This window comes from Actinomadura chokoriensis (assembly GCF_039529475.1).
GTDB lineage: Bacteria > Actinomycetota > Actinomycetes > Streptosporangiales > Streptosporangiaceae > Spirillospora > Spirillospora bangladeshensis.
Genome location: NZ_BAAAMW010000003.1, coordinates 124639 through 138071 on the forward strand (window position 1 = coordinate 124639; position 13433 = coordinate 138071).

Consider the following 13433-nt stretch of genomic DNA (forward strand, 5'->3'; position numbering starts at 1 on the left):
AGCCTGATCGCCATGATGCCCCGGGGAACGAAGATCGCTGTGTTCCTCGCGACCCTCGCCGCGGCGCTGACCGGGGTCCTCGGCTGGGCCCCCGCGCACGCGGACGCCCCCGCGGCCGCCCCGGCGGCCGGCACGGCCGCCGCCACCGGTCGCGTGGTGATCGTCGGGGTGCCGGGGCTCATGTGGAGCGACGTCACCCGGCAGGGCACCCCCGCGCTGTGGGACCTGACGGCCGGCGGGTCGGCGGCGGGCCTCAGCGTCCGGACGACCCGCGTCAACACCTGCCCCACCGACGGCTGGCTGTCGGTGTCGGCGGGGCAGCGGTCGCGGCTGCCGCACGGCGACTGCGCGCTGCCGGCCGCGCCGATCCTGCCCGGCCAGGACTCCCCGACCGGCCCGCCGCCGGCGGGCGGCGCGATCGCCGCCGGCTGGCCCGCGATCAAGAGCGACAACGCGGGCACCAACTACCACGCCGAGATCGGGCTGCTCGGCGACGCCGTGCAGAAGGCGGGCGGCTGCACGCTGGCGGTCGGCCCCGGCGCGGTGTTCGGCGTCGGCAACGGCGGCGGCCGGGTGGACCGCTACGTCGCCTCCCCCGACAAGGTCACCGCCGCCGACTGGGCGCGCTGCCCGCTCGCGGCGGTCGACGTCGACGACCTGTTCCGCGCCTACATCGACGCGGGCGTCGACCCGCACGGCGACCAGATCCCGCTCTCGGACAAGAAGCGCGCCGCCGCGGCGGCCGCCGCCGACCGCCGGGTCGCGCAGGTCGTGAAGGGCGTCCCGCAGGGCACGACCATCCTGCTGGCCGGGCTGTCGGACATCGGCACCGTCCCGCACCTGCGCGTCGCCATCGCGGCGGGCGACGGGTACGGGCCCGGCTTCATGACCTCCAGCGCCACCCGGCAGGAGGGGCTGGTCACGCTCACCGACGTCACCGCGACCGCGCTGAAGCTGCTCGGGCTGCCGCAGCCGAAGCAGGCGGTCGGGTCGGTGTGGAAGGCGCAGCCGTCGAAGGCGTCCGCGCTGGAGCGGGTCGACGCGCTCGTGGACGAGGACGTCGCCGCGCAGGCGATCCGGAGCGTCCAGACGTCGTTCTACTGGGTGCTGTTCGCGACGCAGCTCGTCCTGTACGGGATCGCGGTGGTCGCGCTGCGGCGCCTCGGCGGCGACCGCCGGTCGCGGGCGCGGATACTGGGCGGCACCCGCGTGATAGCGCTGCTGGGCGGGGCGGCGCCGGGCGCGTCCTTCCTCGCCGGGCTGCTGCCGTGGTGGCGGGCCGAGCATCCGACGCCCGTCCTGATCTGCACGGTGCTCGGCTTCGCCGGGCTGCTGACGGGCGTCGCGCTCGCCGGCCCCTGGCGCCGGTCGGTGGTCGTCCCCGGCCTGGCGATCACCGGGGTGACGACCGCCGTCCTCGCGCTGGACGTGATGACGGGCTCGAACCTCCAGCTCAACACCCTGATGGGGTACACGGCACTGGTCGCGGGCCGGTTCTACGGCTTCGGCAACCAGGCGTTCTCGCTGTTCGCGGTCGCCGCGATCCTGACGGCGGCGTGGCTGACCGAGTGGCCGCTGCGGCAGGGCCGCAAGGCGGTCGCGGTCGGGATCGTCGCCGTGATCGGGGTGTTCGCCGTCCTGGTGGACGGGCTGCCCGCGTTCGGCAGCGACTTCGGCGGCGTGCTCGCGATCGTCCCGGCGTTCGCGATGCTCGGCCTGATGGTCGCCGGGCAGCGGGTGTCGGCGCCGCGCCTCGGGATCTTCTTCGCGGCGGGCGCCGCGATCGTGCTGTTCATCTCCTACCTGAACGCGCGGAGCGCCAACCCGACGCACCTCGGCCGCTTCTGGCAGGACCTCATGGACGGGGACGCCTGGGGCATCGTCACCCGCAAGTTCAACGCGATGCTGAACAGCCTCGGGTACTGGCCGTACACGCTCGCGGTCGCCGCCGCCGTCGTGTTCCTGTTCTTCGTGCTGGCGCGGCCGACGCGGTGGCGGGTGTCGCTGCTGCAGGGCGCCTACAAGCACAGCCTGTCGATGCGCCCGGCGCTGATCTGCGCGCTGGCCGTCGGCGTCATCGGCACGCTGGTGAACGACTCCGGCGTGGTGATCCTGTCGGTGGCGTTCAGCCTGGCGACCCCGCTGATGCTCGCGGCCGGGCTGCGGTCGCTGGAGATCGACCTGAGGAACGCAGACACGCCGCCACCAGCGCCAGCAGGATCGCCAGGAGGGTCCACGGAATCACCATCGGCCGAACGACGGTGAACAGCCACTCCAGGTCGTCCGGCAGCCGGATGCGGGCGGGGGCGCGGGCCGGCAGGTAGGCGAGGCTGAGCGCGGCGGTGTGGGCGAGCAGGATCCAGTCGATCCGGGTCCAGGGCAGCAGCGCCAGCAGCGCCCAGCCGAACCCGTCGTACCAGGGCAGCGCGTACGGGGCGACGAGCAGCCAGGCGAGGACGATCGCGGCTGCGTAGCGCCGCTGCTCCTGCCCCTCCTCGTCGGGCAGCGCCCGGACGAGCAGCAGGAACAGCACCAGCCCGAGGATCATCGCGCCCGTCTTGATGACGTCGCGCTGCGAGCCCTTGCCGAGCGACTCGTCCAGCAGGTGCCAGGGGGTCGCGAACGACACCATGTTGCTCGCCTCGCGGACCTGGTCGAGCGCATGCGGCCCGGCGAGCGCGTAGGAGGCCGCCGTGACGGCCGCCGCGCCGGCGGCCAGCGCGGCGAGGCGGCCGAGCGACCGCCATCGCCGCTCGCGGAGCAGCGCCAGGGCGGGCCCGCCGGCGACGAGCGCGGCCGGCAGCTTGATCGCGGCGCCGGCCCCGGCGAGCGCGCCCGCGGCCAGGGCGCGCACCCATCCGGCATGCCGCCCGAACACGGCGAGCGCGGCGACCATGGGGGCGATCGCGAGGACGTCGTTGTGCGCGCCGGCGATCAGGTGGAACAGCACGAGCGGGTTGCACGTCCACAGCAGCGCGGTGCGGAGCCGCCGCTCCCCGGTCGTGGACGTCCGGTAGAGGATCAGCGCCGTGACCGCGAACGCGAGCACGTTCGCCACGGACATGACGAACACGGTCAGCCGGACGGAGTCGTCGCCGATCCACGCGGCGAGCGCCTGCTCGCCGGTCGCGATCGGCCCGTACACCGACGGCGTCGTCCGCCACTCCTCGGGCGCCCCGGCGACCGGGTCCCGGGACAGGTCGTCGGCGCTGGTCACGTACGGGTCGTGGCCCGTCGCCGCCATCCGCCCGTAGGAGGCGTAGTTCAGATGGTCGGTGGACCCGATCGGCGGCATGACCATGAACGCGGCCGCCGCCAGCAGCCCGGCGATCACCAGCGGCCGCGCCGGGACCCGCCAGCCCTTGCGGACGGCGGCGAAGCACAGCGCGAGCCCGGCGGTGCTCGCGACGATCCCCGCGACGACCAGCCCGATCACCAGGTACGGCGACGGATGGACGACCAGCGAGTACGGCGGCTGCCCCCGGGAGCCCTCCAGATCCGGCTCGAACACCGACGGGCCCAGCAGGGCGGTGCCGAGGAAGCAGGCGATGCCGACCCCGATGCCCCACAGCCCGCCCGTCCCGAGACGACGGGTCACGGGCGGCTGCCGCGGATCCGGCCGAGTCGCCGCACCACCGCCGGCTCGCGGACGGCGAGCGCCCGCGCCACGTCCCGGAACTGGCGGCCGCGGTGCAGCTGGGCGCGCCAGTCGGTGCCGGTGGCGCGGTGCGCGAGCGGCACCTCCACCTCCCGCACCCGGAACCCCTGCCGCAGCAGGTCGATGGTGAGCGCCGTCTCCACGCCGAACCCGGCGGCGAGCGGCAGCGCCGCGTCGAACGCGGCGCGAGTGAGGCAGCGCTGCCCGTTGAGCGGGGCGTCCGGCTCCCAGCCGGTGGCGCGGCGGATGCCCTCGCGGGACAGCCGCACCACGAACCCGTGCCCGCCGAGCTTCACGGTCGTGGTGAACACCGCGATCGTCATGTCGGCGTCGCCGGCCCGGACGGGCCGCACGAGCGGCGCGGCCTCGCGCGCGGTCTCGGCGAGGTCGGCGTCGAGGAACAGCAGGTGGCGGGGCTGGTCGCGGCCATCGTCGAGGAGCCGGACCGCCTCGGCGCCGGTCTCCATCGCGGCGCCCTTGCCGCGGTTGCGGCTGTGCCGCACGACCTTCGCGCCGGCCTCGCGGGCCACCCGGCCGGTGCCGTCGGCGGAGCCGTCGTCGACCACCACGACCAGGCCGGCGCCGGGCAGCTCCTGCGCGGCCTTGACGGTGGCCGCGATGCGGTCGGCTTCGTCCTTGGCCGGGATGATCACCGCTACGTCCTGCATATCCGCGATGGTAGTCGGGGACGGGCCCGGACGGGCGTGCGGCGCGGCATGCCGCCGCGAACCGTTACCGGCGCGCCCGCGCGGCGACCCCCGGGGTTCACCCCGCAGGCCGCCACTCGGTCGGTGGTCCGGCCGCCGGCGGGTCAGCCGGCGTCCAGCACCGGGGCCTTCTCCGTGACGGTGAAGACGGTGTCGAGCCCGGTGACCTGCAGGATCCGCCGGACGGCCGGGCGCGGGGCGGCGAGTTCCAGCGCGCCGCCCTGCTCCTTGAGCCGCTTCATGGCCGACAGCAGGACGTTCATGCCCGTCGAGTCGCAGAACTCGACGCCGCTCAGGTCGACCACGATGCGGGTGACCTGCTCGCGGAGCAGCCCCGCGAGGGCCGCCTGCAGCCTGGGTGCGGTGTACAGGTCCAGTTCGCCGGTCGCCGTAACGACGGCGTGACCTCCTTGAGACGCGGTCGAGACGTTTAGCTCCACGTCCGGCACACTATCTCGCGAACGGCGCCGGAGCCAGGCTGTTCGCCAAGTCCCGTGTGGCGTGGGCGTTTCCTGGGCGTGTCGGTAGCTTGCCAGCCCCATACGCTTTGCGAACTACGGAGGGTATTGTCGTGATTTCAGCCTTGCGGCGGCGCCGGACCCGCCCTGCGATCTAGGCGGTTCGCGCCGCACGCGGGCCCGGAGTGAGAGAGGCTGAGCGGGTGCAACAGAAGGCCGATCCGAGAGAGACCCGGCTGCGCGAGCGCCTGGAGGCGATCCGGACCCGCTCGGCGAAGTCCAGCTCGTGGCGGACGTCCACCCAGGTGCTGTACCGGCTGGTCAACCGGAACGGCTTCGTCCCCGTCCGGACGCGGCTGTCCCGCGAGGACCTCGCCTTCCTCGCCGGCGCCCGGGAGGAGGTCATCGCGTTCGCCGACCTCGGCGTCCGGCTGCTCGACCTGCACCGCCCGCAGGAGGCCGGCGGCATCACCAGCGACCCCGACCGCCCCATCCGGCGCTGCCGGGCCTGCATGTCCCGCTGGCCGTGCCCCACCTTCCGCACGATCTCCGACGCCATCGACACCTAGGCCGTGAGCGGGAGGCGGACCTCGAAGCGGCAGCCGGGGCCTTCGTTGGCGACGCCGATCCGCCCGGCGTGCGCCTCCACGATGCCGCGCGCGATCGCGAGGCCGAGGCCCGCGCCGCCGCCGGGGGTGCGGGCCGCCTCGCCGCGGAACGCGACGTCGAACACGCGCGGCAGGTCGTCCTCGGGGATGCCGCCGCACGCGTCGGCGACCGTCACCCGCGCCTCCCCCTCGCGCACCTCGCCGATGATCAGGACGGCGCCGTCGCCGGGGGTGTGCCGGATCGCGTTGACGACGAGGTTGCGGAGCGCCCGGCCCAGCTCGCCCGCGTCCACCTGCACGGGCAGCCCTTCGCGGACGTCGCCGCGCAGCTTCACGCCCTTGGCGCGGGCGAGCGCCTCGGCGCCCGCGACCGCCTCCGCGACCAGGTCGGCGAGGCCGACGCGTTCGCGGGACAGCCGCAGCGCCCCCGCGTGGATCCGGGACAGCTCGAACAGGTCGTCCACCATCTCCGTGAGCCGCTCCACCTCGACGCGGATGCGGCCGTGGTAGCGCTGGACGGTGTCGTCGTCGGCGACGACCTCGTCCTCCAGGGCCTCCGCCATCGCGCGCAGGCCGGCGAGCGGGGACCGCAGGTCGTGGCTCACCCAGGCGACCAGCTCGCGGCGGCTCGCCTCCAGGGCCTGCTCGCGCTCGTGGGACGCGGCCAGCCGCGCGTAGGCGGCCTCCAGCTCGCGGGACAGCTCGGCCAGCTCCGCGGGCAGCCGCGCGGCCGGCGGACGGAACGAGTCCGCCCGGACGGCCTCCACGAGCGTGCGGTTCGCGGCCACCAGGCGGCGCCCCAGCAGCACCGACACCGCCATCGCGACCACGCCGGCGGACGTCACCACGGCGAGGACGACCGCCCGGTCATGGTCGTTCAGGATCATCATGAACGAGATCACGATGATGCCGGAGATCGTCGCCAGCACGGTCGCGACGCCCACCACGATCAGCTGGGTGGCGACCGAGCGGCCGCGCAGCGCGTACAGGGCGGCGAGCGCCACCGCCGCGACGGTGAACGCGGCGAGCGCCGCGTACCAGATGACCCACAGCAGGTCCTCGAAGGGGATCACGACTCGTCCTCCGCCGCCGCGGGCGCGACCGGTTCGTAGCGGTAGCCGACGCCCCACACGGTCACGATGCGGCGGGGGGCCGTCGGGTCGTCCTCGATCTTCTCGCGCAGCCGCCGGACGTGGACGGTCACCGTGGAGGAGTCGCCGAACGTCCAGTCCCAGACGCGTTCGAGCAGCTCGTCGCGGGTGAACGCGCGGCGCGGGTTGCGCAGCAGGAACGCCAGCAGGTCGAACTCGCGGGACGTGAGCGCCAGCCGCTCGCCGCGCAGCCCCGCCTCGTGCGCGCCGACGTCCACGACGAGGTCGCCGTCGCGCAGCGGCCCGGACGGCTCGCGCAGCGGCCCGGACGGCCCGGTCGGCACCAGCGCGCCGCGCGCCCGGCGCAGCACCGACCGGACGCGCAGCGCCAGCTCGCGCGGGCTGAACGGCTTCGTCACGTAGTCGTCGGCGCCGGTCTCCAGCCCGACGAGCCGGTCGGTCTCCGCGCCGAGCGCCGTCAGCATCACGATCGGGACGGTCGAGGTCTCGCGGAGCCGGCGGCACACCTCCAGGCCGTCCATGCCGGGCAGCATCAGGTCGAGGACGATGAGGTCCGGCGGATGGTCGAGCGCCCTGCGCAGGGCGGTCGGCCCGTCCGCCGCCCGGACCACCTCGTGCCCGTCGCGGGTCAGGTACCGGGCGACGACGTCGGCCACCACCGGATCGTCGTCGACCACCAGGACGCGCCCGGAGGGGATCGGGGAGTTCACCCCTCAACGCTACGGTGCCGCCGGCGCCGCCCCGGGATTCCGTCACCACCCTGTAAGGACTCGGCCCCTGAGACGGGTCAGGGTGACGCTGCCGGGGACGTCAGGGTCGGGGTCCGCCGTGCGGTGGGGGCGAGGGCCGTCCGGGCTCGTTCCCAAGGGTGATGACCTCCGCGGGGCGGGCGCATACGGTGGAGGCATGGGTAAGACGATCCTGACCATCATCGGCGTGGTGCTCGCGGTATGGCTGGCGATGACCGTCATCGGCGCCGTCATCTCGATGCTGAAGTTCTTCTTCTTCATCGGACTCGTCGCCGTCGTCGTGGTACTCGCCGTAACCGTCGTGTCCAAAATGTCCAAAAGCCACTAGCAAGCAGCTCAATCCCCTTGCGGGGCGTCGCCGGTGACCGCATGATGCCGGATAACCAGGCGGTCATCGGCGAAGGGACTCAACCGTGCCGGGTCTGACAGAGGTGCTGCGCGAGCGCGCACGTTCACATCCCGATCGCGTCGCGTACATCGCGGGCGATGCCGAGGTCACGTTCCGTGACTTCGACCGGCGCGCCGACCAGGTCGCGAACGCGCTCGCGTCCGCGGGCGTGGGGCTGGGCGACCGGGTCGCGATCCTCGACAAGAACTCCCTCGAATACGCCGAGCAGTTGTTCGGCGCGGCGCGCATCGGCGCGGTCCAGGTCCCGGTGAACTACCGGCTGGCGCCCGACGAGGTCGCCTACATCGTCAACAACGCGCAGGCCAAGGTCTTCATCGTGGGGCCGGAGTTCGTCCCCGTCCTGGACGCGATCGCCGGCAAGCTGGAGCACACCGACCACATGGTGGTCATCGGCGGTTCCGGCCACGCCTACCAGGACTACGCCGCCTGGGTCGACGGGGCGCCCGACACCCCGTCCGACCACGTGCCCGACACCGCGGACGTGTTCGTCCAGCTCTACTCGTCCGGCACGACGGGCCTGCCCAAGGGCGTCATGCTGACGCACGACAACTTCCTCGCCGCGCTGAGCGTGACCACCGACGTGTGGGACATCGACGAGTCGTCCGTCCTGATGGTCGCGATGCCGATGTACCACGTCGCGGGCAACGTCCTCACGGTCTCCGCCATCTACAACAGCATCACGGGCGTCATCGCGCGCGAGCCCGACCCGACCGTGATCGCGCGGGACATCGAGCGGCACCGCGTCACGCACATCTTCCTCGTCCCGGTGCTGCTGCAGTTCATGCAGCTGATCCCGGAGGTCGCCGAGTGCGACCTGTCGAGCCTGCGGCTCATGCTGTACGGCGCGTCCCCGATCAGCGAGGACGTGCTGCGCGGCGCCATGCGGATGCTGCCGGGCACCGAGTTCATGCAGGTGTACGGGCTGACGGAGGTCACCGGCGCGATCACGATGCTGCCCGCCGCCGACCACGACCCGGACGGCGCGAACACCCACCGGCTGCGCAGCGCCGGCCTCGCCAACGCCACCACCACCCTGAAGATCGTCGACCCGGCGACCGGCGAGGAGGTGCCGGCCGGGCAGGTCGGCGAGATCCTCTGCAAGACCCCGCAGAACATGAAGGGGTACTGGGGGATGCCGGACGCGACCGCCACCGCGCTGTCGGACGACAACTGGTTCCGCACCGGCGACGCGGGCTACCTCGACGAGGACGGCTACCTCTACATCCACGACCGCGTCAAGGACATGATCATCTCGGGCGGGGAGAACATCTACCCGGCCGAGGTCGAGAACGTCCTGATGAGCCACCCGGACGTCTCCGACTGCGCCGTGATCGGCGTCCCGTCCGAGCGCTGGGGCGAGACGCCGAAGGCCCTGGTCGTCCTCACCTCGGATGTCTCCGAGCAGGACCTCATCGACTACTGCCGCGAGCACCTGGCCCACTTCAAGTGCCCGACCTCCATCGAGCGCCGCGACGAGATCCCGCGCAACCCCACCGGCAAGATCCTCAAGCGCGAGCTCCGCGCCCCCTACTGGCAGGGCAAGGACCGAGCCGTCCACTAACCCCACCGCCTCCGTTGACCTGCGGCGTGTTGTTGTTATCCCGTCGCTCATAACAACAACACGCCGCAGGTCAACGTGGCGCGTGCCGCAGGTGGGTTACTTGAAGCGGACCTCGGCGGACATCGGGCGGTGGTCGGACGTCGTGGTGCGGTCGGTCGGGACGCTGCAGGACACGGCGGCCGACTTGGTGATGAAGAGGTAGTCGGTCTTCTCGACCGCGGCGCCCTGCCAGTTCTGCCGCGTGTTCGCCCCCGTGCGGGACGTCCCGGTCTGGTCGCATTCGTCGTAGGCGGCGTAGAGCGGGTCGAGCGCGGGGCTGTCCGGACCCGCGGCGAAGTCGCCGCCGAGGAGGACGCGGCCGGTCCCGGCGATCTCGGCGAGGGCGCGGGTCTCCTTCTGCCGCCACTCGTCGCCCTCGGCCTGGCTGAGCTGGGTGACGCACACGCGGGTCGCCCAGGACGGGACCTCGCCGCACAGCGCGACGCGGGTCCGGCCGGGAGGCGCCGGGAGCTTGGCCTGGCGGGTCGCGGTGAGCGGCGCCTCGGTGCCGAGCGCGACACCGGCCCGCCCCTGGCCCTGCGCGCAGGACGACCCGTCGGGGGACGCGGCGAACGCCCACGTCCACGACCCCATGCTCTTCTTGAAGGTGCGCACGTGCCCTTCGCAGACCTCCTGGAGCAGGACGGCGTTCGTCTTGACCTTGCGCCCGCCGACCTCGGTGGCGTGCATCCGCTGGACGATCTGCTTGGTGAGCTTCGCCGGCGCCGTCTCGGACGGGCAGCCGGGCCCGCCGCAGACGTTCCAGGTGACCGCGTTGATCGTCACGGCCGGCGGGGGTTCGGCGGCGCCGTCGGCGTGGGCGGGGCCGCCACCGCCCGGCAGGCCCTCGATGCTCGCGCCGGCGGCGGCGATGGTGACGACCGCGGCGGCGGCGCAGACCGAGAGGAGCGGAATCAGGGCGCGGGGGGATCGCACACATTCTCCAGAATGGGGCTACTGCGGGGGGTGATGCCGGAATCTCACCACATCAAGATCGCATCCGCCACCGCTTCGCACGACCACGCGGTCACTCATGATCTGACGATCTTCCGCCGCGGCCCAGACTAGAGGGGCCCGGCGGATGCTCCCGCCGGGCCCCCGCCCGCTCGCCGGCGCTAGTCGAGCAGCGCGCCGACCGTGCCGGCGCCGACCGTCCGGCCGCCCTCGCGGATCGCGAAGCCGAGCCCCTCGGTCATCGCGACCGGCCGGCCCAGCTCGACGGCCATGTCGACGGTGTCGCCGGGCATGGCCATGCCGCCCGCGCCGCCGAGGTCGACGCCGCCGACCACGTCCGTCGTGCGGAAGTGGAACTGCGGCCGGTAGCCGTGGAAGAACGGCCTGGACCGTCCGCCCTCGGCGGCCGTCAGCACCCGGACCCGCGCCCGGAACCGCGCGTGCGGCCGGATCGCGCCCGGCGCGCCGACCACCTGCCCGCGCCGCACCTGGTCGCGCTTGACGCCGCGCAGCAGCATCGCCGCGTTGTCACCGGCCTCCGCGCGGTCCATGGCCTGCCCGAACGTCTCCAGCCCGGTCGCGACGGAGCCGAACGACGCGCCGAGGCCGACGACCTCGACCGCGTCCCCGAGCCGGATCGCGCCCTGCGCCACGACCCCGGTCACGACGGTGCCGCGCCCGGTGATCGTGAGGACGCTCTCGACCGGCATGAGGAACGGCTTGTCCAGCACCCGCCGCGGGACGGGCACGTAGCCGTCGATCGCGTCGAGCAGGTCGCCGATCCGGGCCGTCCAGTACGGGTCGCCCTCCAGCGCCCGCAGCCCGGACACCCGCACGACCGGCACCTCGTCGCCGGGGAAGCCGTACTCGGAGAGCAGCTCCCTGACCTCCAGCTCGACCAGGTCGAGCAGTTCGGTGTCGTCGACCGTGTCGGCCTTGTTCAGCGCCACCACGATGTGCTCGACGCCGACCTGCCGCGCGAGGACGATGTGCTCCCGCGTCTGCGGCATGGCCCCGTCCTGCGCGGACACCACGAGCACGGCCCCGTCCACCTGCGCCGCACCCGAGACCATGTTCTTCACGTAGTCGGCGTGGCCCGGCATGTCGACGTGGGCGTAGTGCCTGGTCGCGGTCGCGTACTGGACGTGCGCGACGTTGATCGTGATGCCCCGGTCGCGCTCCTCGGGGGCGCGGTCGATGCGGTCGAACGGCACCGCGGACGCCAGCCCCCGCTCGGCGAGCACCTTCGTGATCGCCGCGGTCAGCGTCGTCTTGCCGTGGTCGACGTGCCCCATCGTCCCGATGTTGATGTGGGGCTTGTCGCGCTCGTACACCTGCTTGGCCATCGGCCCTGTCCTCACTGGTGGATCCGGTGAGAAACCATGCTCGAAACCACCCCCCTCCGCTGGTTCTCCGGAAGGGCGGGACGGAGAGGGGTCAGCTTCGGACGAGCGCAGCGAACCGGGGGGCGTGGGGGGTCGTCCCCCCACAGGGAACGCGCTGGCCGTCGGCGGCGGCTGCCGAGAAGGCAGCCGGCACCGCGCTCAGCGGGGCGATGCCCGCGAGCGTCCTGGTGCCGGCTGCGAAGAACATGCCTCGGACACTACGGTCGACTTCCTCCGAAATCGACCGGTTTTTCATGACGGGCCGGTTAACACCCGGAGGGTTCGGCGTCGGGGCCGGGCTCCGGGGCCCGGTCGACGATCTCCGTGCGGATCAGGGCACTGGCGTAGACGGTGGTGCCCGGCGCACCGAAGCCGTTGCCCGGCTCGGCGACGACGGTGCGGGTGCCGAGGAAGCGGTGCGTCGCGCGGTCGAAGAGGAACTCGTCGCGGACGCCGTCCTGGACGCGGGTGACCGCGATCCCGTGCCGTCCGGCCGCGTCCACCCCGTCGTCGCGCAGTCGCACGCCGGGAATGTCGGCGATCGCCCGGAACAGTGCGGCGCGCACCTTCGGCGGCGCGGGCCGGTCGATGAGGTCGGACGCCGCGTTCCACAGCCGCTCTCCCCGGCCGCCCTCGCCCATGCCGTTCATGAGGTCGAGGAGGGCGTCCGGGTCGGCGGGGACGCCGCCCAGATAGGGGCGGTCGATCGGCGCCGCGGCCGGGCACGGGCCGACGGCCGTCTCGCCGTCCGGCGGAAGCCCCGCGCCCTTGATCGAGTTCTCCTGCCGGATCAGCCCGGTCCCCGCGCCGCCCGCCGGCAGCCAGGTCTCGGTGCGGACGCGGTACCAGCGGCCTTCGCCGGTGCGCCGCCGCTCCACGGTGTCCTGGTAGACGATCTGGCCGGGCCCGGGGACGGGGTCGCCCGACGCGGTGTCGGCGGCCTGGTCGAGGACCGCGGCCACGTTGGCCATCGGGGCGGTGTCCGGCCCGTCGAGCACGACCACCCCGAGCGCGGCGGCACCGGCGGTGGCGACGACCGCGGACAGCAGCAGCGGGCGCCGCCGCCGGACGGGCCGCCCGCCGAGCGCCCCTCGCCGCCAGCGCCGCTCGGCGCCGGTGACGTCGATGTCCTCGGGGACTTCGGAGCGCAGCCGCTCCACCAGCATCAGTTCATCCATCGTGGGGCTCCTCAGTCGGGATGGGGGACGCGGAGTCGCCGAGCGCGCGGCGGAGTTTCACCCGGACCCGGTTCATGCGGGACCGGACCGTCCCGGGCGGGACGCCGAGGGCCTCGCCGACCTCGTCGTAGGTCAGCCCGGCCCAGGTCACCAGCAGCAGCACCTCCCGCTGCGCGGCGGGCAGCGCGGCGATCGCGGCGGCCAGCGCCCGGGACCGCCGGCCGGCGTGGACGCGGCTCTCCACCGCGTCCGTGAACGGCTCGGTGACGGGGTCGACGCCGCCCTTGGCGAGCGCGCGCAGCGCCCGCACCTCGGCGCGGCGGTGCCGCCTGATCAGGTTGGACGCGATCCCGTACAGCCAGGGCCGCGCGTCCGGGCGGGCGAGGTCGTAGTGGGACCGCCGGTCGAAGGCGACCAGGAACGTCTCGGCGACGACGTCCTCGGCCGCGTCCCGGCCGAGCCGCCGCGCCGCATACCGCATGATCGCGGGGGCGTGCCGGTGGAACAGGCCGGCGAATCGCTCGGGCTCGGCCCGGGACGCGGCGATCAAGGACGCGTCGGGCTCGGGCGAGGATCTGGGCGGCGAGGATCTGCTCGTCGACAGCATGCTCATGC

The 13433-nt window shown here is 73.7% G+C and carries 12 protein-coding genes and 1 pseudogene; 4 read left to right on the forward strand and 9 right to left on the reverse strand.

Going from position 1 to position 13433, the window contains the following annotated elements; all coding sequences use genetic code 11:
* The first annotated feature begins 12 nt into the window (after positions 1–12).
* Positions 13–2265 (forward strand): hypothetical protein, encoded by a 2253-nt coding sequence (locus ABFX46_RS08540; RefSeq protein WP_346040808.1) that lies wholly within the window; start codon positions 13–15, stop codon positions 2263–2265.
* 178 nt (positions 2266–2443) lie between these two features.
* On the opposite strand, the pseudogene mptB reads toward ABFX46_RS08540, so the two are convergent.
* The 3 genes and pseudogenes from mptB to ABFX46_RS08555 form a co-directional block, all read right to left on the reverse strand.
* Positions 2444–3598 (reverse strand): annotated as a pseudogene (mptB, locus tag ABFX46_RS08545) (polyprenol phosphomannose-dependent alpha 1,6 mannosyltransferase MptB); the annotation flags it as partial.
* Positions 3595–4326 carry a glycosyltransferase family 2 protein gene (locus ABFX46_RS08550; RefSeq protein WP_346040809.1) on the reverse strand — a complete coding sequence of 244 codons (732 nt, stop codon included), beginning with the start codon at positions 4324–4326 and terminating at the stop codon, positions 3595–3597. The gene ABFX46_RS08550 and the pseudogene mptB, both read right to left, overlap by 4 nt.
* Positions 4327–4469: 143 nt before the next feature.
* Positions 4470–4805, reverse strand: a complete 336-nt coding sequence (locus ABFX46_RS08555; RefSeq protein ID WP_207923771.1) for an STAS domain-containing protein — start codon at positions 4803–4805, stop codon at positions 4470–4472.
* Positions 4806–5026: 221 nt separating this feature from the next.
* On the opposite strand from ABFX46_RS08555, the gene ABFX46_RS08560 reads away from it, so the two are divergent.
* A complete protein-coding gene (locus ABFX46_RS08560; RefSeq protein ID WP_346040810.1) occupies positions 5027–5392 on the forward strand; it encodes a hypothetical protein in 366 nt (121 codons plus the stop codon).
* On the opposite strand, the gene ABFX46_RS08565 is transcribed toward ABFX46_RS08560, so the two are convergent.
* Both ABFX46_RS08565 and ABFX46_RS08570 read right to left on the reverse strand, forming a co-directional pair.
* Positions 5389–6504: a sensor histidine kinase gene (locus ABFX46_RS08565; RefSeq protein ID WP_346040811.1), complete on the reverse strand. Its 1116-nt coding sequence runs from the start codon at positions 6502–6504 to the stop codon at positions 5389–5391. The genes ABFX46_RS08560 and ABFX46_RS08565 overlap by 4 nt on opposite strands.
* On the reverse strand, positions 6501–7253 hold the full coding sequence (locus ABFX46_RS08570; RefSeq protein WP_346040812.1) for a response regulator: 753 nt from the start codon (positions 7251–7253) through the stop codon (positions 6501–6503). Before ABFX46_RS08570 ends, ABFX46_RS08565 begins: the two co-directional genes overlap by 4 nt.
* 196 nt (positions 7254–7449) lie before the next feature.
* Between ABFX46_RS08570 and ABFX46_RS08575 the strand changes: the two genes are divergently transcribed.
* Together ABFX46_RS08575 and ABFX46_RS08580 are read left to right on the forward strand one after the other, a co-directional pair.
* Complete coding sequence (locus ABFX46_RS08575; protein WP_203596397.1) at positions 7450–7620, forward strand: hypothetical protein; 171 nt, start codon at positions 7450–7452, stop codon at positions 7618–7620.
* Between the two features lie 85 nt (positions 7621–7705).
* Complete coding sequence (locus tag ABFX46_RS08580; RefSeq protein WP_346040813.1) at positions 7706–9262, forward strand: long-chain-fatty-acid--CoA ligase; 1557 nt, start codon at positions 7706–7708, stop codon at positions 9260–9262.
* A 96-nt stretch (positions 9263–9358) separates the two neighbouring features.
* Here the strand turns inward: ABFX46_RS08580 and ABFX46_RS08585 are convergent, their stop codons facing one another.
* The 4 genes from ABFX46_RS08585 to ABFX46_RS08600 all read right to left on the reverse strand — a co-directional run bounded on the left by ABFX46_RS08585 (position 9359) and on the right by ABFX46_RS08600 (position 13431).
* Entirely contained in the window at positions 9359–10237 is an 879-nt protein-coding gene (locus ABFX46_RS08585; RefSeq protein WP_346040814.1) for an endonuclease/exonuclease/phosphatase family protein, read from the reverse strand.
* Between the two features lie 179 nt (positions 10238–10416).
* Entirely contained in the window at positions 10417–11601 is a 1185-nt protein-coding gene (tuf, locus tag ABFX46_RS08590) for an elongation factor Tu (protein WP_346040815.1), read from the reverse strand.
* Positions 11602–11906: 305 nt separating this feature from the next.
* A complete protein-coding gene (locus ABFX46_RS08595) occupies positions 11907–12818 on the reverse strand; it encodes a CU044_5270 family protein (protein WP_346040816.1) in 912 nt (303 codons plus the stop codon).
* Positions 12811–13431, reverse strand: a complete 621-nt coding sequence (locus ABFX46_RS08600) for an RNA polymerase sigma factor (protein ID WP_346040817.1) — start codon at positions 13429–13431, stop codon at positions 12811–12813. Before ABFX46_RS08600 ends, ABFX46_RS08595 begins: the two co-directional genes overlap by 8 nt.
* Between the last annotated feature and the right edge of the window lie 2 nt (positions 13432–13433).